27 protein-coding genes are annotated in these 26,940 nt (G+C 62.2%); 17 read left to right on the plus strand and 10 right to left on the minus strand.

Annotated features, from left to right (window positions below; translation table 11 throughout):
• Positions 1 to 84: 84 nt before the first annotated feature.
• The gene (locus tag B9Z43_RS02020) at positions 85 to 1,599 is read right to left on the minus strand and encodes an acetyl-CoA hydrolase/transferase family protein (RefSeq protein WP_108323143.1); all 1,515 of its coding nucleotides are present in this window, start codon (positions 1,597 to 1,599) and stop codon (positions 85 to 87) included.
• A gap of 253 nt (positions 1,600 to 1,852) precedes the next feature.
• On the opposite strand from B9Z43_RS02020, the gene B9Z43_RS02025 reads away from it, so the two are divergent.
• Genes B9Z43_RS02025 through B9Z43_RS02045 form a run of 5 tightly spaced genes read left to right on the plus strand, consistent with a single transcriptional unit; the run spans position 1,853 to position 6,319 of the window.
• Entirely contained in the window at positions 1,853 to 2,425 is a 573-nt protein-coding gene (locus B9Z43_RS02025) for an alpha/beta hydrolase (protein ID WP_108322476.1), read from the plus strand.
• Complete coding sequence (locus B9Z43_RS02030) at positions 2,422 to 3,414, plus strand: sulfate ABC transporter substrate-binding protein (protein ID WP_108322477.1); 993 nt, start codon at positions 2,422 to 2,424, stop codon at positions 3,412 to 3,414. The genes B9Z43_RS02025 and B9Z43_RS02030 overlap by 4 nt, the downstream gene beginning before the upstream one ends.
• Before the next feature lie 12 nt (positions 3,415 to 3,426).
• The gene (gene cysT / locus B9Z43_RS02035) at positions 3,427 to 4,290 is read left to right on the plus strand and encodes a sulfate ABC transporter permease subunit CysT (RefSeq protein ID WP_108322478.1); all 864 of its coding nucleotides are present in this window, start codon (positions 3,427 to 3,429) and stop codon (positions 4,288 to 4,290) included.
• Positions 4,287 to 5,204: a sulfate ABC transporter permease subunit CysW gene (gene cysW, locus B9Z43_RS02040; RefSeq protein ID WP_108322479.1), complete on the plus strand. Its 918-nt coding sequence runs from the start codon at positions 4,287 to 4,289 to the stop codon at positions 5,202 to 5,204. The genes cysT and cysW overlap by 4 nt, the downstream gene beginning before the upstream one ends.
• A 23-nt stretch (positions 5,205 to 5,227) precedes the next feature.
• The gene (locus tag B9Z43_RS02045) at positions 5,228 to 6,319 is read left to right on the plus strand and encodes a sulfate/molybdate ABC transporter ATP-binding protein (protein WP_108322480.1); all 1,092 of its coding nucleotides are present in this window, start codon (positions 5,228 to 5,230) and stop codon (positions 6,317 to 6,319) included.
• A gap of 55 nt (positions 6,320 to 6,374) precedes the next feature.
• On the opposite strand, the gene B9Z43_RS02050 is transcribed toward B9Z43_RS02045, so the two are convergent.
• Together B9Z43_RS02050 and B9Z43_RS02055 are read right to left on the minus strand one after the other, a co-directional pair.
• Complete coding sequence (locus tag B9Z43_RS02050) at positions 6,375 to 7,817, minus strand: FAD-binding oxidoreductase (RefSeq protein WP_108322481.1); 1,443 nt, start codon at positions 7,815 to 7,817, stop codon at positions 6,375 to 6,377.
• A 34-nt stretch (positions 7,818 to 7,851) separates the two neighbouring features.
• Positions 7,852 to 8,259: a DUF2069 domain-containing protein gene (locus B9Z43_RS02055; RefSeq protein ID WP_108322482.1), complete on the minus strand. Its 408-nt coding sequence runs from the start codon at positions 8,257 to 8,259 to the stop codon at positions 7,852 to 7,854.
• Between the two features lie 21 nt (positions 8,260 to 8,280).
• On the opposite strand from B9Z43_RS02055, the gene B9Z43_RS02060 reads away from it, so the two are divergent.
• Complete coding sequence (locus B9Z43_RS02060; RefSeq protein ID WP_108322483.1) at positions 8,281 to 9,540, plus strand: YihY family inner membrane protein; 1,260 nt, start codon at positions 8,281 to 8,283, stop codon at positions 9,538 to 9,540.
• Positions 9,541 to 9,624: 84 nt separating this feature from the next.
• Here the strand turns inward: B9Z43_RS02060 and B9Z43_RS02065 are convergent, their stop codons facing one another.
• The 4 genes from B9Z43_RS02065 to B9Z43_RS02080 form a co-directional block, all read right to left on the minus strand.
• Positions 9,625 to 9,924 carry a DUF962 domain-containing protein gene (locus tag B9Z43_RS02065; RefSeq protein ID WP_108322484.1) on the minus strand — a complete coding sequence of 100 codons (300 nt, stop codon included), beginning with the start codon at positions 9,922 to 9,924 and terminating at the stop codon, positions 9,625 to 9,627.
• 22 nt (positions 9,925 to 9,946) lie between these two features.
• Complete coding sequence (locus B9Z43_RS02070; protein ID WP_108322485.1) at positions 9,947 to 11,260, minus strand: cytochrome P450; 1,314 nt, start codon at positions 11,258 to 11,260, stop codon at positions 9,947 to 9,949.
• A complete protein-coding gene (locus tag B9Z43_RS02075) occupies positions 11,257 to 12,075 on the minus strand; it encodes an alpha/beta fold hydrolase (RefSeq protein WP_108322486.1) in 819 nt (272 codons plus the stop codon). Before B9Z43_RS02075 ends, B9Z43_RS02070 begins: the two co-directional genes overlap by 4 nt.
• Positions 12,076 to 12,244: 169 nt before the next feature.
• Complete coding sequence (locus tag B9Z43_RS02080; RefSeq protein ID WP_108322487.1) at positions 12,245 to 13,543, minus strand: O-acetylhomoserine aminocarboxypropyltransferase; 1,299 nt, start codon at positions 13,541 to 13,543, stop codon at positions 12,245 to 12,247.
• A gap of 114 nt (positions 13,544 to 13,657) precedes the next feature.
• Between B9Z43_RS02080 and B9Z43_RS02085 the strand changes: the two genes are divergently transcribed.
• The 10 genes from B9Z43_RS02085 (at position 13,658) to B9Z43_RS02130 (ending at position 21,381) form a co-directional block, all read left to right on the plus strand.
• Positions 13,658 to 14,122, plus strand: coding sequence for a CBS domain-containing protein (locus tag B9Z43_RS02085; RefSeq protein WP_108322488.1), 465 nt, complete (start codon positions 13,658 to 13,660; stop codon positions 14,120 to 14,122).
• Between the two features lie 88 nt (positions 14,123 to 14,210).
• Positions 14,211 to 15,308, plus strand: a complete 1,098-nt coding sequence (aroC, locus tag B9Z43_RS02090) for a chorismate synthase (protein ID WP_108322489.1) — start codon at positions 14,211 to 14,213, stop codon at positions 15,306 to 15,308.
• The gene (locus B9Z43_RS02095) at positions 15,308 to 16,495 is read left to right on the plus strand and encodes an MFS transporter (RefSeq protein WP_108322490.1); all 1,188 of its coding nucleotides are present in this window, start codon (positions 15,308 to 15,310) and stop codon (positions 16,493 to 16,495) included. The genes aroC and B9Z43_RS02095 overlap by 1 nt, the downstream gene beginning before the upstream one ends.
• A gap of 2 nt (positions 16,496 to 16,497) precedes the next feature.
• Entirely contained in the window at positions 16,498 to 17,364 is an 867-nt protein-coding gene (locus B9Z43_RS02100) for an alpha/beta fold hydrolase (protein WP_108323145.1), read from the plus strand.
• Between the two features lie 124 nt (positions 17,365 to 17,488).
• Positions 17,489 to 18,148: a DsbA family oxidoreductase gene (locus B9Z43_RS02105; protein ID WP_108322491.1), complete on the plus strand. Its 660-nt coding sequence runs from the start codon at positions 17,489 to 17,491 to the stop codon at positions 18,146 to 18,148.
• Between the two features lie 25 nt (positions 18,149 to 18,173).
• On the plus strand, positions 18,174 to 18,983 hold the full coding sequence (locus B9Z43_RS02110; protein WP_108322492.1) for a class III extradiol ring-cleavage dioxygenase: 810 nt from the start codon (positions 18,174 to 18,176) through the stop codon (positions 18,981 to 18,983).
• The gene (locus tag B9Z43_RS02115) at positions 18,976 to 19,548 is read left to right on the plus strand and encodes a histidine phosphatase family protein (RefSeq protein WP_108322493.1); all 573 of its coding nucleotides are present in this window, start codon (positions 18,976 to 18,978) and stop codon (positions 19,546 to 19,548) included. The genes B9Z43_RS02110 and B9Z43_RS02115 overlap by 8 nt, the downstream gene beginning before the upstream one ends.
• Positions 19,545 to 19,931, plus strand: coding sequence for a thiol-disulfide oxidoreductase DCC family protein (locus B9Z43_RS02120; RefSeq protein WP_108322494.1), 387 nt, complete (start codon positions 19,545 to 19,547; stop codon positions 19,929 to 19,931). The genes B9Z43_RS02115 and B9Z43_RS02120 overlap by 4 nt, the downstream gene beginning before the upstream one ends.
• Positions 19,928 to 20,686, plus strand: coding sequence for a formylglycine-generating enzyme family protein (locus tag B9Z43_RS02125; protein WP_233249992.1), 759 nt, complete (start codon positions 19,928 to 19,930; stop codon positions 20,684 to 20,686). The genes B9Z43_RS02120 and B9Z43_RS02125 overlap by 4 nt, the downstream gene beginning before the upstream one ends.
• Positions 20,683 to 21,381 carry an SDR family NAD(P)-dependent oxidoreductase gene (locus B9Z43_RS02130; protein WP_108322495.1) on the plus strand — a complete coding sequence of 233 codons (699 nt, stop codon included), beginning with the start codon at positions 20,683 to 20,685 and terminating at the stop codon, positions 21,379 to 21,381. The genes B9Z43_RS02125 and B9Z43_RS02130 overlap by 4 nt, the downstream gene beginning before the upstream one ends.
• A gap of 35 nt (positions 21,382 to 21,416) precedes the next feature.
• Here B9Z43_RS02130 and B9Z43_RS02135 read toward each other — a convergent pair whose 3' ends face one another.
• From B9Z43_RS02135 to B9Z43_RS02145, 3 genes are all read right to left on the minus strand, one after another.
• Entirely contained in the window at positions 21,417 to 21,800 is a 384-nt protein-coding gene (locus tag B9Z43_RS02135) for a hypothetical protein (protein WP_108322496.1), read from the minus strand.
• Between the two features lie 61 nt (positions 21,801 to 21,861).
• Positions 21,862 to 23,652 carry a hybrid sensor histidine kinase/response regulator gene (locus B9Z43_RS02140; RefSeq protein WP_108322497.1) on the minus strand — a complete coding sequence of 597 codons (1,791 nt, stop codon included), beginning with the start codon at positions 23,650 to 23,652 and terminating at the stop codon, positions 21,862 to 21,864.
• A gap of 53 nt (positions 23,653 to 23,705) precedes the next feature.
• Positions 23,706 to 25,637: a radical SAM protein gene (locus B9Z43_RS02145; RefSeq protein WP_108322498.1), complete on the minus strand. Its 1,932-nt coding sequence runs from the start codon at positions 25,635 to 25,637 to the stop codon at positions 23,706 to 23,708.
• Between the two features lie 124 nt (positions 25,638 to 25,761).
• Between B9Z43_RS02145 and B9Z43_RS02150 the strand changes: the two genes are divergently transcribed.
• The gene (locus B9Z43_RS02150) at positions 25,762 to 26,916 is read left to right on the plus strand and encodes a hypothetical protein (RefSeq protein ID WP_108322499.1); all 1,155 of its coding nucleotides are present in this window, start codon (positions 25,762 to 25,764) and stop codon (positions 26,914 to 26,916) included.
• Positions 26,917 to 26,940 lie beyond the last annotated feature (24 nt).

A 26,940-nucleotide genomic window follows, 5' to 3' on the forward strand; every position in this document is an offset into this window, starting at 1 on the left:
ATGCCTTTTGCGCTGGTCGGGCCTTCTGGTCCGACATGGGCGAGATCGGCGCTAGATTGTTCGGGCGGAAGGCACCGGTCCATCTCACATCTGCCCCGTCTTCAAATACCGGCTGTGCCAGCTCAGTGCTTCGTCCAGCAGGTGTGGTGTGTGCAGGCCCGCGCCGCTGTGCTTGGCTCGGTCCATGTAGTCCCGCAGTTGCGGCCTGAAGCTGGGGTGGGCACAGCGTTCCACGATCAGCTGTGCGCGTTGCGTGGGGGCCAGGCCGCGCAGGTCGGCCAAGCCTTGTTCGGTCACGATGACTTGCACATCGTGTTCGGTGTGGTCGTGGTGCGAGACCATGGGCACGATGCTGGAAATTTGGCCGCCCTTGGCCACGGAAGGGCTCATGAAAATCGACAGGTAGGCATTGCGCGCAAAGTCGCCCGAGCCGCCAATGCCGTTCATGATGCCCGAGCCCATGGTGTGGGTGGAGTTGACGTTGCCGTAGAGGTCGGCCTCGATCATGGCGTTCATGGCGATCAAGCCCAGGCGGCGAATCAGCTCGGGGTGGTTGCTGATTTCTTCCGGGCGCAGCACGATGCGCTGGCGGTAAAAGTCGATGTTCGCGTTGAACTCGGCCAAGGCAGCCGGGCTGAGCGACAAGGCCGTGGCCGATGCAAAGACCAGCTTGCCCGAGCGCAGCATGTCCAGCATGCCGTCTTGCAGCACTTCGGTGTAAGCGGTGAGGTTTTTGAATGGGCCTTTGTTGAGCCCGGCCAGCACCGCGTTGGCCGTGTTGCCCACCCCCGATTGCAGCGGCAGCAACTCTGGCGGCAGGCGACCAGCTTTGACTTCGTGTTGCAGAAAGTCAATCAGGTGCCCGGCGATTTGGGCCGACACCTCATTGGGGGCATCAAAGGGCGAGTTGCGGTCCGGGTGATCGGTGATGACCACAGCAACCACCTTGGACACATCGCAGTGCAGGTAGGGCGTGCCGATGCGGTCACTGGGGTGGGTCAGGGCAATCGGCTGGCGGTGCGGCGGCATGGCCGTGTCGCGCTCAATGTCGTGCATGCCTTCGAGTGCCGGGTTCTGGTGCAGGTTGACTTCCAAAATGATGCGCTGGGCCTGGTCCAGCCAAGTTGGGTTGTTGCCCACCGAGGTGGACGGGATCAAACGCCCATCGGGCAGGATGCCGACCACTTCGACCACGGCCACATCCAGTGGGCCCAGAAAGCCCGCTCGGGCCATGGGCGCCACATGCGAGAGGTGCATGTCGGTGTAGCGCATTTGCCCGGCATTGATCAGCTGACGGCACGCAGGGTCGGACTGGTAGGGCAGCCGCATCTGGATGCCATGCGCCTTGGCCAGAACGCCGTCCAATTCGGGGGCGGTCGAGGCGCCGGTCCACAAGTTGATGCTGGCCTGGGTTTGCCCCGCTGCGTGCAGGGCCGCCAGGCGCTCGGCCAGGGCTTGCGGCACGGCTTTGGGGTAGCCCGCGCCGGTGAAGCCGCTCATGCCCACATTGACCCCGATCGGAATCAGCCGGGCCGCTTCGGCGGCAGACATGACCAAGGCGTGGAGGGCGGCAAGCTGGATGCGGTCAAGAAAGCTCATGAGGATTCCGAAGATGGTTGCGTGGCCAAGCTTGGCCAGCACCCTGGTGCTCAGTTTGAACAGGCCACAAAGTCTATCAGTCGCCTGACAAATCAACGGGTTAACCCTTGGTTTTGCGGCGTCTGGCGTGAGTGCCACTGCACAGGGCGGCGCAAGGCGTGTGGGGTGATGTTTTCTTTATGTTGAATAACGAATAAGCAAACTACAAATGATTCGTTTGTGATTGAACGCAATCCACCCACAATCGCGCCCTATGTCTTCACAACCCACCATCGTCATCGTGCCCGGTTGGCGCGATTCGGGCCCCGGCCACTGGCAAAGCCTGTGGGCCGATGCCCTGCCGGGCGCGGTGCGTGTGGTCCAGGACGACTGGATCACGCCGGTGCGCACCGCCTGGGTGGCGTCGATTGCCCGCACCATCCTGGCCCAGCCAGGGCCGGTGGTGGTCGTGGCGCACAGCCTGGGCTGCATTGCCACCACCCATTTGCCGCCCGAGGCGGCCCAACGCATTCAAGGCGCTTTGCTGGTGGCCCCGGCCGACCCCGAGCGCCGGGGGGTGTTGGCGGACTTTGCGCCCGTGCCTTACCAGCCTTTGCCCTACCGCAGCATCGTGGTGGCCAGCAGCAACGACCCGTTTTGCCCCGTGCGCACTGCAGGCGCCTATGCCCGGTCTTGGGGCAGCGAGGTGGTGCGGCTGCAAAACGCAGGGCACATCAACATCGAGTCGGGCTTTGGCGAATGGCCTTTGGGCCTGGCGCTTTTGCAATCCTTGACCGCATCGCTCTCGTGGAGCGGTACCCCTGAATCTCAATTGGAAACAGCATGAAAAAACTCACACACATCGCATTGGCCACCACCTTGGCCCTGTCGGGCCTGAGCGCCAGCGCCCAGACCTTGCTCAATGCCTCTTATGACGTGGCGCGTGAGTTCTACAAGGACTACAACGCGGCCTTTGTGGCGAACTACAAAAAGACCACCGGCAAAGACATCAAGATCGACCAGGCCCACGGCGGCTCCAGTGCGCAAGCGCGTGCCGTCAACGATGGTTTGGATGCCGATGTGGTGACCATGAACACCACCACCGATGTGGACTTTTTGGCCAGCACCGGTGTGGTGGCCAAGGATTGGCAAAAGCGTTTTTCCAACAACGCCTCGCCCACCACATCGACCATGCTGTTCCTCACGCGCAACGGCAACCCCAAAAACATCAAGGACTGGGACGACCTTACCAAGCCCGGCATCCAGGTGATCGTGGTCAACCCCAAGACCGGCGGCAATGGCCGCATGGCGTATTTGGCCGCTTGGGGCTACGCCAAGAAGAAGGGCGCCAGCGATGCGCAAGCCGCCGAGTTTGTGGGCAAGCTCTACAAGAACGTGCCGGTGCTGGCCAAGGGCGGGCGTGACGCGACCACCATCTTCTTGCAGCGCAACATCGGCGATGTGCTGGTGACGTTTGAGTCGGAAGTGGTCTCGGTGGACAACGAATTTGGCGCGGGCAAGGTCGATGCGGTGCACCCCTCGATCAGCATCGTGGCCGAAAACCCCGTGGCGGTGGTGGAGCGCACCGTGGCCAAAAAAGGCACGGCCGATCTGGCCAAGGCTTACTTGAACTACCTGTACTCGGACGAAGCGCAGGAGATCGCCGCCAAGCATGCCTTGCGTCCGCGCAACCCGGCCATCTTGAAAAAGTACGCCAGCACCTTCAAGCCGATCCAGCTGTTCACCGTGCAAGAGTTGTTTGGCTCTTTGGGCGAAGCGCAAAAAGTCCACTTCAACGATGGCGGTCAGTTCGACAAGCTGTACACCGTCAAATAAGTCTTTCCATCCATGACCGCATTGCCCATTGCGGCGCCTGCCAAACGGCGAGCGCCAGCCAAAGTGTTGCCCGGGTTCAACTTGACCCTGGGTTTCACGATTTTTTATTTGAGTTTGATTGTGCTGATCCCTTTGTCGGCGCTGTTTTTCAAAACCTTCACCCTGACATGGGACCAGTTCTGGGCCGCTGTGACCGGCCCGCGTGTGATGGCGTCTTACCGCCTGACCTTTGGCGCCTCGCTGATCGCGGCCCTGGTCAATGTGGTCTTTGGCCTCTTGGTGGCTTGGGTGCTTGTGCGCTACAACTTCTTTGGCAAAAAGATTGTGGACGCGCTGGTGGACTTGCCTTTTGCACTGCCCACCGCAGTGGCCGGCATTTCGCTCACGGCGCTGCTGGCGGGCAACGGCTGGGTGGGCCAGTACCTGGAGCCCTTGGGCATTCAGCTGGCCTTCAACCCCAACGGCGTGGTCATTGCGCTGATTTTCATTGGCCTGCCTTTCGTGGTGCGCACGGTGCAGCCGGTGCTGGAAGACGCTGAAAAAGAACTCGAGGAAGCGGCGACCTGCTTGGGCGCCACGCGCTGGCAGACCTTCACCAAGGTGATTTTTCCATCCATCGCGCCTGCGCTGCTCACCGGATTTGCCATGGCCTTTGCGCGAGCGATTGGTGAATACGGCTCGGTGATTTTCATCGCGGGCAACATGCCCATGATTTCCGAGATCACGCCGCTGATCATCATCGGCAAGCTGGAGCAATACGACTATGCCGGTGCCACCGCCGTGGCCTTGGTGATGCTGGTGTTTTCGTTCATCTTGCTGCTCATCATCAATGCCTTGCAGGCTTGGCAACGCCGCCACACAGGAGCCCCCGCATGAGCGCCGCTGCTTTGAAACCTTCTGCTCGCCGTGCCCAGGCCGGCACCACCGAGCCCGCATGGGTGCGCTACACGCTGATTGGCGTGGCGCTGACCTTCATGTTCCTGTTTCTGGTCTTGCCCTTGGCGGCGGTGTTCACCGAAGCCTTGCGCAAGGGCTTGGGCGCTTACCTGGAAGCTTTGCAAGAGCCCGATGCCTGGTCGGCGATTCGCCTGACCTTGATCACGGCCGCGATTGCGGTGCCGCTGAACCTGGTGTTTGGCGTGTGCGCTGCTTGGGCGATTGCCAAATACGAATTCAAAGGCAAGGCCTTTTTGACCACGCTGGTGGACTTGCCGTTTTCGGTCTCGCCCGTGGTGGCGGGTTTGATTTATGTGCTCATGTTTGGCGCACAAGGCTGGTTTGGCCCTTGGCTGCAGGCACACGACATCAAGATCGTGTTCGCCGTGCCGGGCATCGTGCTGGCCACGGTGTTTGTGACTTTTCCGTTCATTGCCCGTGAGCTGATCCCGCTCATGCAGGCGCAGGGCAACGACGAAGAGCAAGCCGCCATCGTGCTAGGCGCCACCGGCTGGCAGACCTTTTGGTACGTCACGCTGCCCAACATCAAGTGGGGTTTGATCTACGGCGTGATCTTGTGCAATGCGCGGGCCATGGGCGAGTTTGGCGCGGTGTCGGTGGTGTCGGGCCACATCCGTGGCCAGACCAACACCATGCCGCTGCATGTGGAAATTTTGTACAACGAGTACCAATCGGCTGCCGCTTTTGCCGTGGCCTCTTTGCTGGCACTGCTGGCCCTGGTCACCTTGGTGATCAAGTCGGTGATTGAGTGGAGGCACGAGCAAGAGCTGAAAGCCGCTGCCGACATCCCGCCTGAGCGTCCAGTCACGCCGACCCCTGACGCCCTCGTCTGAATCCGACGGAAAGCATTTGAACCATGAGCATCGAAATTCGCAACGTCCACAAACAATTCGGCGACTTCACCGCGCTGAACAACGTCAGCCTCGACATCGAGTCGGGTGAACTCGTCGCTTTGCTGGGGCCATCAGGCTGCGGCAAGACCACGCTGCTGCGCATCATCGCGGGGCTGGAGACGGCCGACAGCGGCACCATTGGCTTCAGCGGCGAAGACACCACGCATGTGCATGTGCGCGAGCGCCAGGTGGGCTTTGTGTTCCAACACTACGCGCTGTTCCGCCACATGACGGTGTTCGAGAACGTGGCCTTTGGCCTGCGCGTCAAACCGCGCAAAGAGCGGCCCAGCGAATCCGAAATCAAACGCAAGGTGCACGAGTTGCTGGGCTTGGTGCAGCTCGATTGGCTGGCCGACCGTTACCCCTCGCAGTTGTCGGGCGGTCAGCGCCAACGCATCGCGCTGGCCCGTGCGCTGGCGGTCGAGCCCAAAGTCTTGTTGCTGGACGAGCCCTTTGGTGCGTTGGACGCCAAGGTGCGCAAGGAGCTGCGCCGCTGGTTGCGCCGCCTGCACGACGAGCTGCATGTGACCAGCATTTTTGTGACGCACGACCAGGAAGAAGCCTTGGAAGTGGCCGACCGCGTGGTGCTGATGAACAAGGGCAACATCGAGCAGATTGGCTCGCCGCAAGACGTGTGGGACCACCCGGCCAGCCCCTTTGTGTATGGCTTTTTGGGCGATGTGAACCTGTTCCATGGCCGCGCCCACGAAGGCGAAATGCTGATCGGTGCCGACCAGCACGCCGTGCGCCTGGACAGCCCCGAGCACGGCTTGGTGCAGGACGCCAAGGCCTTTGCTTATGTGCGCCCGCACGACCTGGATGTGGCCCGCTACACGCCCGGTGGCGTGAATGCCGGCATCGTGGCCAAGCTGACCCGCGCCATTGTGGTGGGGCCGGTGGCACGGCTGGAGCTGGAACCGGTGGAGAGCCACTTTGGCAAGGACGCCATCATCGAAGCGCAGCTGTCGGCCTCGCAATACCGCCAGCAAGACTTCAAGGAAGGCGAGACGCTGGTGCTGACGCCGCGCAAGGCGAGGGTGTTTGTGGAGGGCTGAATGAGCCCAAGCGCCGTGCCGCTGCAGCGCATGAAGCGCCGCAGACGGCAGACCCTCAAGGCCGGGCCAGCACGCGACCCGGGTTGAGCAGGTTCTGTGGGTCCAGCGCTTGTTTGACGGCGCGCATCATGGCCAGGGCCGTGGGGTCTTTGTAGTCGGGCAGTTTGCCCACTTTGAGCTCGCCCACACCATGCTCGGCGCTGATCGAGCCGTCGAATTTGAGCACCTGGTCAAACACCAGGGTGTTCACGCGCTCTTCGTTGTCACGCAAAAAGGCCTTGCCATCCACGCCTTCGGGGGCTTGCACGTTGTAGTGCAGGTTGCCGTCGCCCAGGTGGCCAAAGTCCACCATGCGCACGCCGGGCACTTCACGCGCCAGCAGCGCATCGGTCTCGGCCACAAAGGCCGGGATGCGCGAGACCGGGATGCTGATGTCGTGCTTGATGTTCAGGCCCTCGGTGGCCTGCGCCAAGGTGATGCTTTCGCGGATGTGCCACAGGCCTCGGGCTTGGGTCAGGTTCTCGGCCACCACGGCGTCGCTCACGCAGCCTGCCTCCAGCGCGGCTTCGAGCAAGGCTTCGAACTGAGCACGCGCATGGGCTTCGTTTTCGCTGTCGGAGTTTTCCAGCAGCACGCACCAGGGGGTGTCTTTCCACAGCGGCACGCGCAGTTGCGGGTAATGCTTGTCCACCAAGCCCAGCGCAAACTGGCCCATGACCTCAAAGCCTGTCAGGCCCGGGCCCAGGCGCTGGTGGGCCAGGCCCAGCAGCTGCACGGCCGCTTCCATGCTCGGCACGGCGGCCCAGGCGGTCAGCTGCGCAGCGGGCAGGGGGTAGAGCTTCATGGTGGCGGCGCAGATGATGCCCAGCGTGCCTTCGCTGCCGATCATCAGGTTGCGCAGGTCATAACCGGTGTTGTCTTTGCGAAGGCCGGTCAGGCCGTTCCAAATTTCGCCTTGGGCGGTGACCACTTCCAGGCCCAGGCAAAGCTCGCGGGTGTTGCCGTAGCGCACGACTTGCGTGCCACCGGCGTTGGTGCCCAAATTGCCGCCAATCGTGCAGCTGCCCTCGGCGCCCAGGCTCAGGGGAAATAAAAATCCGGCGTTTTCGGCAGCGGCTTGCAGGTTTTGCAGCACGCAACCGGCTTCTACCGTGATGGTCAGGTTGGCCGGGTCGATGCCGCGCACCGCGTTCATGCGCGTCATGCTCAGCACGATCTGCGTGCCCGAATCGTCCGGCACGCCGCCCACCACCAGCCCGGTGTTGCCGCCTTGGGGCACGATGGGGGTGCCCGCTGCTGCGCAGGCCTTGACCACGGCGGCGACTTCCGGCGTGCTGCCGGGGCGCACCACGGCCAGGGCACGGCCTTTGACGCGTTTGCGCCAGTCTTGCTCCCAAGGGCTCAGGTCGGCACCGGGGTCGTCATGCGTGATGACGTTGGCTGTGCCGCAGATCTGGCGCAGTTGAGCGATGAGGGCTTGGCGGGGCAGGTCGTTCATGTTCAGGTCAGCCCGTGGCTGCAGCAGAGAAAACTCAATCTTTGGGCACGGGCACAAAATTGCCCGTCGCCTTGGCGGCTTGGATGCGGATGCGCACATGCAGGGCGCAGGCCACAAACAGGCTGGAACACAGCAGCACTTGCAGCAGGGCCAGGCCGTTGGACGGCCATTTGTCGCCCCAAGCCCGCACAGCGCCTTCGGTGAAATACAGCCACACCAGCAGGCTCACCCAGCGGTAGGTGTACATGCGGTGCTTGAGCAAACCCGCCAGCGGCAGGCACAAAGGCAGCACCTTGATGGCCCACCAAGAGCCGCCCGGGCGCAGCGGCGCGAGCCACAACTCCCAGGCCAGGCCCACCAAAATCAGGCCGAGCAAACTGCCCACGGCAAGCCAGCGCGTGAAATTCACGCCAGAGGGGATGTTGTCAGTATTTGTGTTCATGGCGGTGGCATCATACCGGTCATGAAATCCCTTCCTCCCGTGCTGACATGGCGCGAACATTTCCGCGCTTGGTGGCAAGAGCTGAGCGAGTTGCCCTGGCGTCAGATGTTGAGCGTGTTGGCCCAGCGTTTTCGCGATGCGCGCCTGGGCGTGAGCGCCAGTTCGCTGACCTTCACGACCGTGCTGGCCTTGGTGCCTTTGTTTGTGGTGGGTCTGTCGGTGTTTGCCGCCTTCCCGATGTTTGGCAAGTTCCAGGACACCATCCAGCGTTGGCTGATCGACAGCCTGGTGCCCGAAAGCATTTCTCGGCAGGTGCTCAGTTACCTGACACAGTTTTCGCGCAAAGCCAGCCGACTCGGTGCGGTCGGTCTGGTGGCGGTGCTCATGTCTGCGGTCGCTTTGATGGTCACGATCGAGCGCACGCTGGGGCAGATCTGGCGCATCGACCGGCAGCGCCCCTTGGCGCAGCGGGTCTTGCTGTACTGGGCGGCCATCACCTTGGGCCCCTTGTTTCTGGGCGCCAGTCTGGCCATCACTTCGTATGTGGTCACGGCCTCGCAAGACGTGGTGAACGTCTTGCCCGGCATCGTGCGCGGCTTGCTCGACGGTGTGGAGTTCTTCTTGCTGGTCGCTTGCGTGAGTGGCTTGTATTTTTATGTGCCCAACACCCGGGTGCAGTGGCGCCATGCGCTGACGGCCGGTTTTTTGGTGGCCGGCGGGATTGAGGTGGCCAAGAAATTGCTGGCGGTTTACCTGACGCAGTTTCCGACCTATTCGGTGATCTATGGCGCATTTGCGGCGGTGCCGATTTTGCTGGTCTGGATTTATGTGACGTGGCTCATCGTGCTGCTGGGGGCGGTGATTGCCGCCAGCATGCCTGAGGTGCGCAGGCAACATTTGCGCCAGCCCGATGGGGCGGGCTGGGCTTTTCGCGTGGCGCTGGAGGTGATTTCGGCGTTGAACGCCACCCGCCAAAGTGCGCCGCACGGCATGACGGCCGAGGCCTTGAGCGTTCAATTGCGTTTGGATGCACGGGAAGTGGCCTCGGTGCTGGAAGTCTTGCGGGGTCTGGATTGGCTGGGTCTGCTGCGCGACGATGGCGGCCCGCAAGCATCGCGCTATGTCTTGCTCATCAATCCGGCGCTGACGCCATCGGGGCCTTTGGCCAACCGTTTGCTGGTCTTGCGCGAAGCGGCGTCTTACCCGTTCTGGATGGCGACAGGGCTGGACCAGATGACTTTGTCTTCACTGCTGCCGGTGCCGTCGAGCGTGCAGAACTGAGGGGGCATGTCGGGGCTGAAGCCACCGACCTGCGGAAGCCGCTTGTAGGTCGGCGGCTTCAGCCCCGACAGCATGGAGCCGTCTTCAGAACGGGATGCGCCCCGTCCAGATGTCCTTGTACATGACCCAGTCGCCCATGAAGCTGTAGAGCGGCCGCTTGAAGCTGGCGGGTTTGTTCTTCTCGAACACGAAGTGCCCGACCCAGGCGCAGCCGTAGCCGCACAGCAAGCCGTATAAAAAGTACTGCGGCTTGCCGGTGATCGCGAGCATGGCCAGGCACAGCAAGGACAGCGTGCTGCCCACAAAGTGCAGGCGGCGGCAGGTGCGGTTGTTGTGCTCGCTCAAATAGAACGGGTAGAACTCGGCAAAGCTGTTGTGGGTCATGGGGGGTCTCCGGGGTGTTTTTTTATCGGGTGCTGAAGGGCGCGCTCAAGAACCCGCGAAAGCGGGCGCGGCCACCGCGTTCGGGATCGCTTTGGAGCCGGTACTCGGGAAAACGGCGCAAAAACCGGCCAATCGCAATGCGGCCTTCCAGCCGCGCCAGGCTCAGGCCCGCGCACTGGTGCACACCAAAGCCAAAGGCCAGGTGTTTGTTGCCGGTGCGGCGCAGGTCCAGTTGCTCGGGGTTCTCGTACACGGCCGGGTCGCGGTTGGCCGCGCCGATGCACAGCGTGACCAGCGCGCCTTCGGGCAGGTCCACGCCGTTAACTTGGGTGGCCTGCAAGGCGCGGCGGTTGCCCAGTTGGTTGGACGATTCAAAGCGCAAAAACTCGTCCACCGCCAAACCCAGGATGTGTTCTTCGGCTGCTTCGTCGGGCGCTTGCTGCAGGTCCGACAAGAGGCGCATGCGTTGCTCGGGCCACTCTTGCAGGCTGATGAGCGCGTTGCCGATCAGGTTGGTGGTGGTCTCGTGCCCCGCGTTGAGCAGGAAGACGCAGTTTTGCAAGAGTTCAACTTCGCTCAGGGCGTCGCCATTTTCCTCACCCTGGATCAAGCGCGTCAGCACGTCGTGCTCGGGATCGCCCGGGTGCTGGCGGCGCTGGGCCACCAAGTCACGCAGATAAGCCAAAAACTCGTTCACGCTGCGGTTGCCCAGCGCTTCTTGTTCAGGTGTCAGAGACGGCTCCAGCGCACCCAAAATGGCCAGCGACCAGCCGCGCAAGGGTTCGCGGTCTGCATGCGGCACATCCAGCAGGTTGCCGATGATCTCGACCGGAATGGCTGAGGCAAAGTCTTCGATCAAATCGCCGCCACCTTGGGCCTCGATCTTGTCCAGCAGGCTGTCCACCAAGGTCACGAGGCCGGGCTCCATGGCCTCGATGGCGCGGCGGGTGAGGGCGCCCATGATCAGGCGGCGCACCCGCGTGTGCAGGGGCGGGTCGTTGAAGACCAGGCTGTTCGTGTGGTGCTCGAACAGCGGCGCCACACCGCCCGCCGTCGTGTAGGGCGGCGTGTTGTAGGGCGCGTGGTTGTATTTGGGGCCGAACTCGACTTGTTTGTCGGAGCTGAACAGCTTGGCGTCTCGGTAAACGGCCACCAGGTCGGCGTGGCGCGTGAGGAAGTACGACCCATCAGGCATGCGCTTGAAAGGCTCGGCCTCGCGCAGTGCGGCATACACCGGGTAGGGGTTGTCCAGAAAATCGCGGGGCAGGGCACGCAGGTCCAGCGTGCGGGCGATCTCTTGCGCCCGTTCGGGCGACAGCGGTGGGGTGATGCTCATGGCTTGAGGAAATCTTTCAGGGCTTGCAACACGCCTTCGGGTGCTTCGGTCATCAGCGAGTGGCCCGCAGGCAGATGCGCCACGGTGGGTTTGGCGCACAGCTGGATCAGGCTTTGCGCGGCTTTGGGCGGTGTCATTTGGTCGGCGCTGCCCAGTACAAACAAGGTGGGGCAATTCACTTGGGGCATGGCCGCTTCGGCGCCGTTGTAGCTGTCGCAGGCCTTGAAGCCGGTGTGGAACACGTTGACTTGCGTGTTGCTGGCCAGCACGCGGCGCATGAGCGCTTTGCTGCCGCCATACAACCAAGTGCCCGGGCCCAGTGCCGAAGGCGGCGGGGCCAGCGTGGAGTGCGAAAACGCATTGACCATGTCGATGGCCTTGAACGGTGCGCTGACCGACAAGTCGAGCAGGGCGGGCGAGACGCGCATCGGGTAGGCCGTGCCGACCATCACCAAGTGGCTCACGCGGCCAGGCGATTTTTGTGCATCGCGTGCGGTGGCTTCCAGCGCGATCAGTGAGCCAAAGCTGTGGCCAATCAGCGCGGCTTTTTCAATTTTCAACGCGTCCAGCAAAGCGATGACGGTGTCGGCCGCTTCTTCGACGCTTTGCGGCGGTGTGCCTGCGCTTTTGCAGTGGCCCGGCAGGTCGATCGCCAGCACGTTCCAGCCGTGGTGGGCCATGTAGCGGGTTTGCAAGATCCAGACGCTGTGGTCATTGAGCACGCCGTGGATGAACACGGCAGTGGGTTGTGCGGGGTTGAAGTCTTTGCCGCCGGTGTAGGCGTAGAGCGTGTGTGTGGGTAAAGAGATGATCATGACTTGCCGTCCAAGCGATGAAAACATTTGTTTGGGAGCATTTCCCCGCTCAGGCTGTCACCCCGGACTTGATCCGGGGTCCATGGATTCCCGCGTTCGCGAGAATGACACTTAGGGGTGTTGTAGGTGTGACCAATCGCGGTGAAACCGCCATGATTTGGAGCGATGGTCATGCGGCTTTCTCCGCAGCCTTCAAGGCTTTTTTCAGGTCGTCGATCAAATCGTCGGGGTCTTCCAGGCCAATCGACAGGCGGATGGTGCCGGGGCCGATGCCGCTGGCCGCCAGCGCCTCGTCGCTCATGCGGAAGTGCGTGGTGCTGGCTGGGTGGATCACCAGGCTGCGGCAGTCGCCCACATTGGCCAGGTGGCTGAAGACCTTGAGGGTTTCGATGAACTTTTGGCCTTGGGCGCGACTGCCTTGGATGTCGAAGCTGAACACCGAACCAGCGCCGCGTGGCAGCAGTTGCTGGGCCAGCTTGTGCGAGGGGTGGCTTTCCAGCATGGGGTGACCCACGCGGCTGACCAGCGGGTGTGCGGCCAAGAACTCGACCACTTTTTCTGTGTTGCCCATGTGGCGCGCCATGCGCAAGGGCAGGGTTTCGATGCCTTGCAAAATCAGCCAGGCGGTGTGCGGGCTCATGCAGGCGCCAAAGTCGCGCAGGCCTTCGCGGCGGGCGCGCAGCAAAAAGGCGCCCACGGTGCTTTCTTCGCTGAAGACCATGTTGTGAAAGCCTTCGTAGGCCTGGCTCAGCTCGGCAAATTTCCCCGATTTGTCCCAGTCAAAACTGCCGCCATCGACCACCACGCCGCCCACCACCGTGCCGTGGCCCGACAAAAACTTGGTGGCCGAGTGGTAAACCAGATCGGCGCCGTGGTCGAAGGGCTTGATCAACCAAGGCGAGGTCAGGGTGGAGTCCACCAGCAGTGGCACGCCCGCTTCGTGCGCGATGGCGCTGATGGCCGGGATGTCCAGCACGTCCAGGCCGGGGTTGCCCACGGTCTCGCCAAAAAACAGCTTGGTGTTGGGCTGCACGGCGGCTTTCCAGGCGTCCAGATCGCCAGGTTTGACGAAGGTGGTGCTGATGCCGAATCGGCTCAGGGTGTAGTGCAGCAGGTTGTGTGAGCCGCCATACAAAGCGGTGGAGGCCACGATGTGTGAACCCGCGCCCATGAGGGTGGCGATGCTAAGGTGCAAAGCCGCCTGGCCGCTGGCCGTGGTGATGGCGCCAATGCCGCCTTCAAGCGCCGAAATGCGTTGCTCCAGCACCGCGTTGGTGGGGTTGCTGATGCGGCTGTATACGTGGCCCGGGCGCTCCAGATTGAACAGGGCCGCCGCCTGGTCGCTCGACTCGAACACGAAGGAGGTGGTCAGGTGGATCGGCACGGCGCGAGCGCCGGTGGCCGGGTCGGGTGCGGCGCCTGCGTGCAGGGCAAGAGTGTCAAATCCGGGGTCGCTGTAACCAGCCATGAAAAGTCTCCGAAAAAGAAAGTGCGCGGCAAGCTTGTTTCGCTACGCTTTGCATCCATTGTGGGCTATATTGATACTCAAATTCACCTCGGTTCGACCCTCAGGAGACACACCATGAAAGTCAGCGACATCCTCCGCGTCAAAGGCAACACCTTGTTCACCGTCAACCCGGATGAACCTCTGGGCACCGCCATGAGTTTCATGGCCGAAAAGGACATTGGCTCCTTGGTCGTGATGGACAAGGGGGCCCTGGCCGGCATGCTGACTTTCCGTGAGGTGATCCAGCGCATCGTCAAAAACGGCGGCCAAGTGGGCAACACCACCGTCAACGACGCCATGGACAGCACGCCCATGACCTGCACCAGCGAAACCGATTTGGACGATGTGCGCCGCATGATGCTCGACCGCCACGCCCGCTACATGCCCGTTATGGACGAGCGCATGCTGATGGGCGTGATCAGCTTCTACGACGTGGCCAAGGCCGTGGTCGATGGCCAGAACTTCGAAAATAAGATGCTCAAGGCCTACATCCGCGACTGGCCCGATGAAGCCAATGCCGAGCCGGGCGTGAAAATCTGAGCCGCCAAGCCGTTCAAAGGGGCCTGATGCCGTCGTGGTGTCAGGCCCCTTGTCTTTGGGGCGCTGCCATTCGGGGATAATCACACGCATGAGCGGCAATACCTTCGGAACCTTATTCAACGTCACCAACTTTGGTGAATCCCACGGCCCGGCCATTGGCTGCGTGATCGACGGCTGCCCCCCGGGCTTGCCGCTGAGCGAGGCCGATATCCAGCCCGACCTGGACCGCCGCCGCCCCGGCACCAGCAAATTCGTCACCCAGCGCAACGAGCCCGATGCGGTGCAGATTGTCTCGGGCGTGTACCAGGGCCTGACGACCGGCACCCCGATTTGCCTGCTGATCCAGAACACCGACCAGCGCAGCAAGGACTACGGCGACATCTTGCAGACCTTCCGCCCCGGGCACGCCGATTACAGCTACTGGCGCAAATACGGACTGCGCGATCCGCGCGGCGGTGGCCGCTCGTCAGCCCGCCTGACCGCGCCCATGGTGGCCGCTGGGGCCGTGGCCAAGAAGTGGCTCAAGGAAAAATTGGGCACCACCTTTGTGGGCTGCATGACGCAAATCGGCGATGTGCCGATCGGCTTTGAGAGCTGGGACCACGTACCCAACAACCCGTTTTTTGCCCCGGTGGCCGATGTGTCGGCACTCGAGGACTACATGAACGCGCTGCGCAAGTCGGGCGATTCCTGCGGTGCGCGTTTGCGTGTGGTGGCCCGTGGCGTGCCTGTGGGCCTGGGCCAGCCGCTGTTTGACAAGATGGACGCCGACATCGCTTACGCCATGATGGGCATCAACGCCGTCAAAGGCGTGGAGATTGGCGCTGGCTTTGGCTGCGTCACCCAAAAGGGCAGCACCGCCGGTGACGCGCTCACGCCAGAGGGCTTTGTGGGCAACAACGCCGGTGGCGTGTTGGGCGGCATCACCACCGGGCAAGACCTGGAGGTGTCGATCGCGGTCAAGCCCACCAGCTCGATCTTGATTGCGCGTGATTCGATTGACGCGAACGGCCAGCCGACCGAAGTGATGACCAAAGGCCGCCATGACCCCTGCGTGGGCATCCGCGCCACACCGATCGCCGAGGCCATGCTGGCGCTGGTGGTCATGGACCATGTCTTGCAAAACCGCGCCCAATGCGGTGATGTGGCGCACGACGTGGCGCCTATTGCTGCCGTCAAACCCTGATGCCCGACAGCCGCAAGCAGCTGCTGCCCTTTGCGGCCATGTCGGCCGCGTATTTCGCGCACATCGGTTTTTTCAACCCCTACCTGCCGCTGTGGCTCAAAGAGATGGGCATGGGCCTGCTGGCCATCAGCGTGCTCACCTCGGTGCAGGCGGCCACCCGCTTGTTTGCGCCCTATGCCTGGGGTGCCTTGAGCGACCGCACGGGCGAGCGGGTCAAGCTGCTGCGCCTGGGGGCGGTGGTGGCTTTTGCTTCGGCCTGCCTGCTGTGGCTCGATTGGGGTCCGGTGGGGCTGGGCCTGGTCTTGCTGGTCATGTTCACCCACACGAGTTCCATGATGCCCATGAGCGAAGCGGCCATGGCCCACCTGGTCAGCCAGGGTGGGGGCTTTGACGCCAAGCGCTATGGGCGCGTGCGCCTGTGGGGCTCGCTCGGTTTTCTGGTCACCGTGTTTGTCGCCGGGGCCTGGTTCGAGGCGTTCGGCATGCACCACTTTCCGGGCTGGACGGTGTTCAGCCTGGGCGCTGTGTTGCTCAGTGCTTTTTGGTTGCCCGACCTGAAAGAAGCGGCGCATGCCGAGCATGCGCACCTGCCGGTTTGGCCCGTGCTGGGGCAAAAACCGGTGCTCTGGTTTTTTGCGGCGGCGTTTTTCCATGTGCTCTCGCACATCGGCATTTATGTGTTTTTCTCGCTGTACCTCGATGCGCTGGGCTACAGCAAAACCATGATCGGCGTGCTCTGGGCGGTGTCGGTGGCGGTCGAGATCGTGTGGTTTTTCACCCAATCGCGTTGGCTGCCGCGCCTGCCTTTGACGGGCTGGCTGGTGGTGTGCTCGGCGGCCATGGTGCTGCGCATGGTGCTCACCACGGTGTGGGCCGATGTGCTGTGGGTCTTGTTGTTGGCGCAAGCCATCCATGCGCTGACCTTTGCGGCGCACCACACCGCTTGCATCGCCTTGTTGTCGCACCATTTTCCGGGCCGCTTGCGTGGGCGCGGGCAGGCGCTGTACACCGTGATCGCTTATGGTTTTCCTGGCGTTCTGGGGGGCTTGTTGGGCGGTGTGCTCAGTGAGCGCTGGGGCTTGCAGTCGGTCTTTTTGGCCAGCGTGCTGACCAGCGGGGTGGCCACGGCTGCGGCGTACAAGGTGTGGCGTTTGCAGCATCCAAAAACGGCATGGATGCCGACTTGAGCATGGGTCTTTTGCCTGAATTTTTACCCGCTGATTTGGAGCACGCACTGGCGGGTGTGCAGCGCCATGTCACGCACTGCGACGGTGCCCAGACGGTTTGGCATGCCTGGGGTGATGCGGATCGGCCGGTGGTGGTTTTGCTGCACGGCGGCAGCGGCAGCTGGACGCATTGGGTGCGCAACATCGCACCTTTGCAGGACGCAGGCTGGCGTGTGCTGGTGCCCGATTTGCCGGGCTTTGGCGACTCCGATTTGCCGACAGGCTGCAGCGATGTCGATGGCTTGCCCGTGCATTTGCACGCGGGCTTGCAGCAGCTGCAACCCGCTGGCCCCGTGGCTTTGGTGGGATTTTCTTTTGGCGGCATGACGGCGGCTTTGTGGCTGGCGGCTTATCCGCAAGATGCGCAGCAGCTGGTGCTGGTGGGCGCGCCGGGCATGGGCTTCGCGGTGCCTGAGCGCATCCCGCTCAAGGGCTGGCGGCATTTGCCCACGCCTGAGGCGCAAGCCCAAGTGCACCGGCACAACCTGATGGCCTTGATGCTGCAAACGCCCGAGGCCCTGGACGATCTGGCGTTGAGCTTGCACACGGCCAATGTGCAGCGCGACCGCATGCCGCGCAGGCGTTTGTCATCGACCGACATCGTGGCGCAAACCTTGCCGAAGTTACAAGCCCGAGTCAGCGCCATTTATGGCGAACACGACGCCTTGTACCGCGGCCGTTTGCCCGAGCTGCAGGCGGCCATGCAGGGCTGCTCACCCCATTGGGGGCAGTGGCACACCGTGGCCGGGGCCGGGCATTGGGTGCAGTACGAGGCGGCAGAGCGCTTTGATCGGGCCTTGCGGGCCATCTTGGGCGCGTCGACAGTCTGAAGCGACGGGGCTGCAGGTGTCCCCTGGCGGCATTGGGCTATTGGCGGTGGCTGAGCCTGCCGTTCGCGTGGGCGTTCAAAATAGCGGTCTTGTCCTTCTCGCACTGCATTCGGAAAAGCCCACCATGACCACCACTTTGAAAATTGATTTCGTCTCTGACATCGCCTGCCCCTGGTGCGCTGTGGGTTTGGGTTCGCTCGAAAAAGCGCTGGAGCGCTTGCAAGGCGAAGTCAAGGCCGAGCTGCATTTTCAGCCGTTTGAATTGAACCCCCAGATGCCCCCCGGTGGCCAGGACCTGGGCGAGCACTTGACCGAGAAATACGGCTCCACGCCCGAGCAGCAGGCGCAGATCCGCCAGACCATCGCCGCTCGCGGTGCCGAGGTGGGCTTTGAATTCCATCCTGGTGGCCGTGGCCGCGTGTACAACACCTTCGAGGCGCACCGCTTGCTGCACTGGGCTGAGGGCCAAGGAGATGGCCGCCAGCACGCTCTGAAGAAAGCCTTGCTGCGCGCCTACCAAGGTCGCGCTGAATGTGTCGAAGACCCGGAAGTTTTGTTGGCCGCCGTGGCCGAGGCGGGTCTGGATGTGGAGGCTGCGCGGGCCGTTCTGGCCAGCCAGGAGAACGCTTTGGCCGTGCGCGAGCGTGAGCAGTTTTACACCCAAGCTGGCATCCGTTCGGTGCCTGCGGTCATCATCAACGACCGCCATTTGATTTCCGGTGGTCAACCCGTCGAGGTGTTTGAACAAGCCTTGCGCCAGATCGCTGCAGGCCAGGTGTCCTGAGCAAGGCATTCACAAAGTGAAGGCCATGCCCCGCACTCCGGTTTTGTTTGTTTCGCATGGCTCACCCATGTTTGCGCTCGACCCCGGCACCACAGGGCCTGCTTTGACCGCTTGGGTCCAGGCCCATGCGCCAGCCCAAGCCTTGAAGGGCATCGTGATCATGTCGCCGCACTGGATGACGCAGGGCATCGGCGTCATGACGACACCCGAACCCCAAACTTGGCACGACTTTGGCGGTTTCCCAGATCCGCTGTACCAGCTGCAATACCCGGCCAAGGGCGATCCCGCCTTGGCACGCCAGGTGCTGGATTTGCTACAGGCCGCCGACTTGCCCTGCGGCGAAGACCCCGAGCGCCCTTATGACCACGGCGCCTGGATTCCCTTGCGCCAGATGTACCCCGAGGCCGGTGTGCCCGTGGTGCAGGTGTCTTTGCCCGCCTATGTGCCCACCTCGGAGATTTATGCCATCGGTCAGGCCCTGGCGCCGCTGCGTGAGCAAGGCATTTTGCTGATCGGTTCGGGTAGCATGACGCACAACCTGCGCGAGCTGCGGCGCGAGGAGGGGCCAACCGAGCCATATGTCACCGACTTTTGCGCTTGGGTGGAGCGCACGTTGCAAAGCAGCGATCTGAGCGCCATGCTGGACTACCGCGCCCGTGCGCCGGGTGCTGCGCGTGCGCACCCCACGGACGAACACTTCCTGCCGATCTACTTTGCTTTGGGGGCTGCGGGCTGGGGGCAAAGCCCCGAGGTCTTGCCGCGGTACATCAGCCACGAGGTGATTTACGGATCGCTGTCGATGGATGCTTTCAGTCTGGAGGAATCGCATGCTTGACCGTCGTCAATGGCTGCAGTGGGCCGCAGGTGGCGCTGCCACGGTGTCTACCAGCTGGGCAGCTGCCCAGACGCCACCTTCTGATCTTGCCGAGCTTTGGCGCCGGTCACGCGGGGTGGTGATGCTCCGCCACGCCAGCACCGAGCCCGGTGTTGGCGATCCGCCGGGTTTCACTTTGGGGCAGTGCAGCACCCAGCGCAACCTGAGCGCGCAGGGGCGTGCGCAGTCGCAGGCCATGGGCCTCTGGATGGTGCAGCAGCAACTGCGCCCGGATGCTGTGCTCAGCAGCCAGTGGTGCCGCTGCCGGGACACGGCACAGCTGGCGTTCGGGCGGGCCGAAGATTGGCCTGCGTTGAATTCCACTTTTGCTGGGCAGGGTGAAGCGGCCGCTCAGGAAGAGGCCATGCGGACGCGGCTGCGCCAGATGCCCGATTCCCGCATGGAGGTCTGGGTGACCCACCAAGTCAACATGACCGCCTTGACCGGGGCCTATCCCGACTTGGGAGAAGCCTTTTTGCTGGACCGGCAAGGCCGTTTGCTGGCGCGTGGGCGGATGGCGGCATGAACGATCAGCCCAGTTGTTTGACGGTGTATTTCGATGGCTCATGCCCGCTGTGTCGGCGCGAGATCGCCATGTACCGCCGCTTGCCCGAGGCCACGGCCATCGCTTGGGTGGACGTGAGTGCCGGACAAGACCTGGGCGGCGCGCTCAGCTGCGAGGCGGCCATGGCCCGCTTTCATGTGCGTGATGCGCAGGGGCGTTTGTTCAGCGGTGCAGCCGCGTTCTCGCGCATGTGGCGGGTCTTCCCGGGCTGGCGATGGCTGGGCTATGTGTCGGCTTGGCCACCCATGTCCTGGCTTTTCGAGCTGGCTTACCGTTTGTTCTTGCCTTTGCGCCCGAGCTTGCAAAAGTGGGTTCGGCAATGGTCGGGGGAGGGGCGTTTGTGAGCTGCAGCAACCGTTTTTCCAAAGTGGGCACCCTGGTCGCTCTTGCCGCTTTGTGGTTCATGCACACCGCACTGGCGCAGGCCCAAGTGGACGACAAGGTGGTGCTGCCATTTTTGACCATTGACCGCACGGAGGTCACCATCGCTCAGTTCGAGCGTTATGTGCGGGCCACGGGCACCGTCACACGGGCCGAAAAAGAAGGCGGTGGGTTTGAATACGGTGCAGGTTGGGAGCGCCGCCCGGGCTGGTCATGGCGCAAGCCAGATGGTGTGCCAGCGCGCAGCGACATGCCCGCTGTGCATTTGGATTTTGCCGAGGCCCAGGCTTATTGCCGTTGGGCGGGGGGCCGATTGCCGACGGGCGCTGAATGGCAAAAAGCCGGTTTCACCGAGTCACGCGATGCGCCGCCTGCGCCTTGGCTCCAGGGCCGCACTTACCCTTGGACCACGGGTGACAGCCCGCAAGGGGCCAACACCAGTGACACTGACCCGTGGCCCCGCGCAGCGCCTGCGGGCGCCACGCGCGCAGGGGTCAACGGTTTGTTCGACATGGGCGCCAATGTTTGGGAGTGGACCACCGACACGCAGGGCACCGCCCGCAGAACGGTGGGTGGCTCCTGGTGGTATGGGGCTTTCAACATGAAGGCCGATGTGGTGGCGTTCAAGCCGGCAGATTTTTACGCGGTGTACATCGGCTTTCGCTGTGTGTACGACCACCAAGCTCCAGCGCCCGCCAAGGGCAAGGTGCAGCCATGATGGAGTCTTTGCCTCAAGGCTACAGGGCCCTGGTGTTGGGGGCGAGCGGTGCCATCGGGGAGGCCTTGGTGAACCAGCTGGGCGCCGATCCGCGTTGCCAACAGGTGCATGCGCTGTCTCGGCAAAGCGATCCGGCATTCGATCTGTTGCACGAGCAGAGCATGGCGGTTTGTGCGGCCGCGCTGGCGCACTTGGGGCCGTTTCATTTGGTCATCGATGCCACGGGTGCTTTGATGATCGATGGCCGGGGGCCTGAAAAACGCTTGGACGAGCTGAATGCAGATCATCTGCTGCGGGCCATGCAGCTCAATGCGGTGGGCCCGGCTTTGTTGCTCAAGCATTTCAGTCCCTTGCTGGCTTCGGGCGAACGTGTCATCTGGGCCAAGCTGTCGGCGCGTGTGGGCAGCATCGAAGACAACCGCAAGGGCGGATGGTACGGCTACCGCGCAGCCAAGGCGGCACTGAACATGCTGCTGCAAACGGCGGCCATCGAGATCAGCCGTCGCAGGCCTTTGGCTGTGGTGGCCGCTTTGCAGCCTGGCACGGTGCGTTCGACCTTGAGCCAGCCCTTTGTGGGTGACGATGCGCTGGCCCCGCAGATATCTGCCCAGGGCCTGCTGCAGGCCTTGGACGCGGCCCCAGCGACAGGCCGTGCGGTGTTTCTGGACCACAAGGGGCAGTGCATCCCCTGGTGATGCCGTGCGCTCAGCTTCGCTTGGCGTTCACGTGCTCAGGGCACACAACTGCGTACGGCATTGGCCAGCTGGGCATGAGAGAGCGCTTGTGTCGTCACGATGGTGCAAGCCTGCTGAACTTGAAGAAAAACACAGCCCTGTTGGGGCAGTTGCAGCATGCGTTGGCCCCATGGCGACTGCTTGATCTGGCACAGACTCAGCGCATCGGAGCGCTGTGACCAGCGGACTTGTCCCGGCAATTTTTGACGCCAGCCCGGATCCAGCTCGACCTGTGCTGCACCGTTGTCGGAGCAGTCTTCGGGGCCGGTTCTCACGGGGGGGATGAAACGGACATCACCGGTCTGCTCATCCACTTCCAGGTTGCGGTATTCGCACAGCGACTCGGTGGGTACGGTGGCCAGCGCGGGCAGTGGTGACAAAAGGCACAGCCAAAGCCATGTTGTCCGTGCGAGATGCGCCAAGCGTGGGGCTCGCATTGTTTCAACGGCTTCGACGCGCATGTTCCAGTACTTTCCTGCTGAGCAAAACACGGTCAAAAGGCTTGACCATCGACTCGTTCATGCCGACCAGCAGACAACGCTCGTGTTCGCGGGCATCGTTGTTGGCTGTCAGTGCAATGATGGGGGTGTTGTTCTGAGGCTCAGGCAGCTCGTTGCGGACTTTGCGGGCTGTCTCAAAGCCATCCATGCCCGGCATCAACAAGTCCAGCAAGACCACATCGTAATGACCGTCACGGATCATGTCGAAGGCTTGTTGCCCCCCTTCGGCTTGGTCGATTTCTGCCTCCAGCAGTTGGCGTCGCAACTGCAGTGATGCGATTTGCCTGTTCAGCGGGTTGTCATCGACGATGAGGATTCGGATGGGGCCTTGCTCTTGCAGAGGTGTTTCGCTGGAGATGCGCGTTTGCACGGCGTTCGTGCTTTGGCAGGGCAGGCTGATGTAGAAGCGGCTGCCTTCTCCCGAGACACTGTCCACGCCGATTTTTCCACCCATGGCCTCGACCAGATTGCGTGTGATGGACAGACCCAAACCGTTGCCGCCAAAACGCCGGGCAATGCTGGCATCGCCCTGCACGAAACGCTCAAAAAGTTGTGGCAAATTTTCAGGCGAAATGCCAATGCCACTGTCACGCACTTCAATGTGCAAGATGCCGTGTTGTGCATCTTCGAGGCTTTCCTCGTAGTGGCAGTTCATGCTGACGAATCCTTCGCTGGTGAACTTGACCGCATTGCCCAGCAGGTTGACCAGGACTTGTGTGAGCCGGTGTGCATCGCCCAATATCCAGCGGGGAACATCCTGCCCTTGCTGGAGTGTGTAACGGATCGGTTTGGTGTGGGCCCTTGGCTCCAGGATGGCGAAGGCGGTCCGCAGTGTGTCGTGCAAGTCAAACGGCTCATGCACGATGCGCAGGGCACCGGCTGAAATCTGGGAGTAGTCGAGCAGGTCGTTGATGATGGTCAGCAGGTGTTCGGACGACTTCTGAATGTTCTCGACTTTGACTTTGACGTCTTCGGGCAAACGTTTGTCGTGCTGGATCAGGTCGGCCAGGCCCAGTATCGCGTTCATGGGTGTTCGCAATTCATGGCTGACCGATGCGACAAAAATATCCTTTTGCTTTTGGGCATGAATCAGGTCATCGCGCGTGCGGTGCAGCAGGCGCGTGTGGCGATGCAGGCGTTCCAGACGCTGGAGGCGCAATCGCTGAAAGCGGTGCAGCAGTGCCATCTGCAAGGCCAAAATCAAGAGTGCCACCATCAGATGCCAGTGCACCAGCATCTGGGGTTCTACACCCAGGGCGATTTCGCCACCCCAAAGTGCATAGAGGTACAAGGCCAGGATGATCCCTGCGGTGCCAATGATCCATGCATGGCCATGGCGCATGGAGCGCTCGACCACCGCAGGCAGACAAGCCCAGGCCAGCCAGCCCAACATGGGTGAAAAAATACCGCCGCTGGTCCAGGCCAGCGCCAGGGCCTGCAGCAGCAATGTCCATTGCGTGAACTTCACCAAGCCATCCAAGGCGTGTCCGCGCCAGCGCAGTGCCACCACCAGGGCATTGATCAGGAGTCCCAACACATGCAGCACAGCACCTTCTGTGTAGGCCACGCTCCAGGACATGAGTGCAAACGCTGTATTGGCCAGAGCCAGCACGCCCAGGTAGGTGAGGAACAATTGGTTGCGTTCACCCCTCAAGGCGGTGGGCAACCAGGCCCGCTTGGGCAAGCTCAGTTCTTCGGTCGCGTCGGGCTGAGCCAATGGGTGAGGGGGCATAGTGATCCTTGAATTGAATTCACTATTATCAATATATTTAGATTAATGATTTCTTAAATATTTATCAATGACCTCGAGATCCGATCGCGTTTGACGGTCGGTTTGGGGCAAATGCCTCGTGGAAGATCAAACCATTCGCGCGTGTCCTGATCGAGTCCCACGCCGTGCATGAAGTTGTAAATGGCTTTTTTGAGGCCTTGGCCCAGCAGGTCGTGGTCTACGCCCGCAGGCATGGGGGTCGGGTCCACAAAGCCCACATCGTTTTTGGCAAACGTGCCTTCGGGCAGGGGCAAGAGCGTTACGCCATAGTCCTCGGGGTTTTGGCCCACGGGAGAATGCACGGTGCAGACAAAGCGGTGGAAAAAGCCGCTGTGGATGCAGCCGTTTTCAAACAGTTGGCGCACGTATTCGAGCGCGTCCACCGTGTCCTGCACGGTCTGCGTCGGAAAGCCGTACATCAGGTAGGCATGCACCAGCACGCCCGCGTCGGCAAAGCCTTTGGTCACTTGCGCCACCTGCTCGACCGAGACGCCTTTTTTCATGAGCTGAAGCAAACGGTCGGACGCGACTTCGAGCCCGCCCGACATGGCAATGCAGCCGCTTTGCGCCAGCAGTTCGCACAGCTCGGGCGTGAAGGTTTTTTCAAAACGGATGTTGCCCCACCACGAGATTTGCACGCCCCGGCGCAGCAGCTCTTCGGCCAGGGCCTTGAGGGCTTTGGGTGGTGCGGCTTCGTCCACAAAGTGAAAACCCGTCTGGCCGGTTTCGGCCACGATCTGCTCGATGCGGTCCACCAGGGTGCTGGCCTGCGCGGTTTCGTAGCGGCTGATGTAGTCCAGGCTCACGTCGCAAAAGCTGCACTTTTTCCAGTAGCAGCCGTGGGCCACGGTGAGTTTGTTCCAGCGCCCGTCGCTCCACAGCCGGTTCATGGGGTTGAGCATGTCGAGCAGCGACAGGTATTGGTGCAGCGGCAAGCCGTCCCAGGTGGGTGTGCCCACCTCTTCAAACGCGATGTCGGGCTCTTGCAGGTTGATGTACTGCACCTGGCCTGCGTCGCTCTTGATGAAGGTGCGTTGCAGTCGTTGCAAGCTGCGCTGGCCTTGCAGGTGTTCGATCAGGCTGAGCAGCGGGCGCTCGCCGCCGTCCAGCGTGACGAAGTCCACATGGTCGAAGACACGGGCGTCTTTCAGCTCGCGCAGCTCGGTGTTGACAAAGCCGCCGCCCAGACCGATGCGGATGGCTGGGTGAAAACGTTTGATGCACAGGGCGATGCGAAAAGCCGCATAGACCGAGCCGGGGAAGGGTACCGACAGCAGCACCAGGGTAGGCTGATGGCGCTCAATGGCTTGCAAGGCCAAGCGCTCCAGGGTGGTGTCGATCAAATTGGGCGGCTGGGCCAGTGCCTCGGCCAGCGCGTCAAAGCTCGGTTGACTCGCGGCCAGGCGTTCGGCGTAACGCACGAATTCAAAGCCTTCGTCCACCGCGTCGCGCAGCACATCGGCCAAATCGTTCAGGTACAGCGTGGCCAAGTGCCGGGCGCGGTCGGTTTGGCCCAGTGCACCAAAGGCCCAGCCAATCGGGTCGCCCGTGCCATCGTCTTCGTAAGCATCGAGTGCTGCAAAGCGCGGACCTTCGGGCAAAAAGCCCCGGCCCGCAATGCGGTGGCTGAGCGTGCTGTCGCGGCCCTGCAAAAAAGCGATCACCGGGTCGATGCTGACGGCGTAATCGTTGAAGTGGTCGAGGAAAAAATTCACCGGCCCCGAACGCTCTTCGATGGGCAAAGCCAGCGCCGCGTCGCGCAGCGCGGTCAGGCCTTGGCGGTTGAGCAAGGTCAGCACAGTGGCCAGGGCCAGGTCTTCCTGCACCGCATCAAAGCCCCGCGAACGCAAAAAACCCGTCAGGTAAGCGGTGGACGGGTAGGGCGTGTTGAGCTGCGTCATCGGTGGGATGAGGCTCAGCACTTTGAACGGGGTGGAGCTGGACATGAACAGGCTTGGGCGAATCGGATGGCTGATTATCGGTGCTCAGGCTTGAGGCCTTAACATCGGGGCCATTCAATGCGGGCACGAAAGCGCCTTGCCAAGCCCCAGTCCGTGATGTGAGTTCCCCTTGACTGAATCCTCTGCCCCCAATGCTTTGCCTCTGACCGATTTTTCGGGTTTGGCCCTGCGTGCGCCTGACCATGCCAGGCTCAGCCCGGCCCAAAAACGCTTCAACGAACTGCTGGCCAGGATCGAAGTCCTGACCCATCAGGTGCAGCGCCTTCAGGCTTGGTCGGATCGGCACCGGCATGCGCATGTGCAGGCCTTGTACACCGCCGCGCAGCAGGCGCGTGAGTTGCGAAAAAGTTTGCTGCTGTTTTTGCACGAGCAACTGCACAGCGCCGATCTGACCGCTCAGCAGCAACGCATGGCCCGCAACAAGCTGCGCAGCTTGCTGGACCTGTTGTCACCGTTGGCCGACCCGCAAGTGCAGGCACTGGCCGATTTGTATGCCGACGACGAAGTCGATCAGGAAGAAGCGCAGGAGTTGGCCGAGGCCGCTGAGCGTGTGCGAGCCAAGATCGAGGCGGCGCTGGGTCAGCCCATCGACAACCCCAGCCAATACCGCACGCCCGAAGCCATGGTGGCCGCGGGCATGCGCCAGTGGCAGCGCCAACAAGAAGCCGACGACGATCGCAAGGCCGCCAAGCGTGCTGCGCGCAAAGCCAAAAACAAACCGGGGGCCGAAAAAGCCGAGGTGCAGCAAACCGATGCCAAAACCGCTTTGCGCACCATATATCGGCAGTTGGCCAGTGCCTTGCACCCGGACCGTGAGCCCGACGAACAAGAGCGCCAACGCAAAACCAGTTGGATGAGCGAGGTCAATGCCGCGTATGAAAAAGCCGACCTGAGCACCTTGATGCGTTTGCAAATGCAGGTCACGCAGGTGGACCCACAGGCCAGTGCGCGCATGGCCGATGACAAGCTCCAGGCCATGTGCCTTTTGCTCAAGGAGCAGGTGTCGGCTTTGGAGGACGATTTGGACCAGATGCAGTTTCGTCTGTCACGCGAGCTGTGTATTCCGGTGCGTGCCGATGCCGATGAGGCCGCGATGACCCAGGCGCTGCAGCGCATGCAAGCCGATCAACGTCACGAAGTGGAAAGTCTGCAATCCGATTTGAGGCGGATTGCCCACGAAGCCGAGCTCAAACGCTGGCTCAAAGAGCAGGCGCAGCTGGCCAAAGAAAAAGCCCGCCAGGAACCTGCGGGCTGGTGGGATTGAGCGACGGCCCAGGCATCGCCTTGG

The organism is Limnohabitans sp. MMS-10A-192 (genome assembly GCF_003063335.1).
Classification (GTDB): Bacteria; Pseudomonadota; Gammaproteobacteria; order Burkholderiales; family Burkholderiaceae_C; genus Limnohabitans_A.

Coding starts and splice junctions, on each gene's coding strand:
- B9Z43_RS02020 (WP_108323143.1), bottom strand. CDS start 1,599: ATGAGCTTTCTTGACCGCATCCAGCTTGCCGCCCTCCACGCCTTGGTC.
- B9Z43_RS02025 (WP_108322476.1), top strand. CDS start 1,853: ATGTCTTCACAACCCACCATCGTCATCGTGCCCGGTTGGCGCGATTCG.
- B9Z43_RS02030 (WP_108322477.1), top strand. CDS start 2,422: ATGAAAAAACTCACACACATCGCATTGGCCACCACCTTGGCCCTGTCG.
- cysT (WP_108322478.1), top strand. CDS start 3,427: ATGACCGCATTGCCCATTGCGGCGCCTGCCAAACGGCGAGCGCCAGCC.
- cysW (WP_108322479.1), top strand. CDS start 4,287: ATGAGCGCCGCTGCTTTGAAACCTTCTGCTCGCCGTGCCCAGGCCGGC.
- B9Z43_RS02045 (WP_108322480.1), top strand. CDS start 5,228: ATGAGCATCGAAATTCGCAACGTCCACAAACAATTCGGCGACTTCACC.
- B9Z43_RS02050 (WP_108322481.1), bottom strand. CDS start 7,817: ATGAACGACCTGCCCCGCCAAGCCCTCATCGCTCAACTGCGCCAGATC.
- B9Z43_RS02055 (WP_108322482.1), bottom strand. CDS start 8,259: ATGAACACAAATACTGACAACATCCCCTCTGGCGTGAATTTCACGCGC.
- B9Z43_RS02060 (WP_108322483.1), top strand. CDS start 8,281: ATGAAATCCCTTCCTCCCGTGCTGACATGGCGCGAACATTTCCGCGCT.
- B9Z43_RS02065 (WP_108322484.1), bottom strand. CDS start 9,924: ATGACCCACAACAGCTTTGCCGAGTTCTACCCGTTCTATTTGAGCGAG.
- B9Z43_RS02070 (WP_108322485.1), bottom strand. CDS start 11,260: ATGAGCATCACCCCACCGCTGTCGCCCGAACGGGCGCAAGAGATCGCC.
- B9Z43_RS02075 (WP_108322486.1), bottom strand. CDS start 12,075: ATGATCATCTCTTTACCCACACACACGCTCTACGCCTACACCGGCGGC.
- B9Z43_RS02080 (WP_108322487.1), bottom strand. CDS start 13,543: ATGGCTGGTTACAGCGACCCCGGATTTGACACTCTTGCCCTGCACGCA.
- B9Z43_RS02085 (WP_108322488.1), top strand. CDS start 13,658: ATGAAAGTCAGCGACATCCTCCGCGTCAAAGGCAACACCTTGTTCACC.
- aroC (WP_108322489.1), top strand. CDS start 14,211: ATGAGCGGCAATACCTTCGGAACCTTATTCAACGTCACCAACTTTGGT.
- B9Z43_RS02095 (WP_108322490.1), top strand. CDS start 15,308: ATGCCCGACAGCCGCAAGCAGCTGCTGCCCTTTGCGGCCATGTCGGCC.
- B9Z43_RS02100 (WP_108323145.1), top strand. CDS start 16,498: ATGGGTCTTTTGCCTGAATTTTTACCCGCTGATTTGGAGCACGCACTG.
- B9Z43_RS02105 (WP_108322491.1), top strand. CDS start 17,489: ATGACCACCACTTTGAAAATTGATTTCGTCTCTGACATCGCCTGCCCC.
- B9Z43_RS02110 (WP_108322492.1), top strand. CDS start 18,174: ATGCCCCGCACTCCGGTTTTGTTTGTTTCGCATGGCTCACCCATGTTT.
- B9Z43_RS02115 (WP_108322493.1), top strand. CDS start 18,976: ATGCTTGACCGTCGTCAATGGCTGCAGTGGGCCGCAGGTGGCGCTGCC.
- B9Z43_RS02120 (WP_108322494.1), top strand. CDS start 19,545: ATGAACGATCAGCCCAGTTGTTTGACGGTGTATTTCGATGGCTCATGC.
- B9Z43_RS02130 (WP_108322495.1), top strand. CDS start 20,683: ATGATGGAGTCTTTGCCTCAAGGCTACAGGGCCCTGGTGTTGGGGGCG.
- B9Z43_RS02140 (WP_108322497.1), bottom strand. CDS start 23,652: ATGCCCCCTCACCCATTGGCTCAGCCCGACGCGACCGAAGAACTGAGC.
- B9Z43_RS02145 (WP_108322498.1), bottom strand. CDS start 25,637: ATGTCCAGCTCCACCCCGTTCAAAGTGCTGAGCCTCATCCCACCGATG.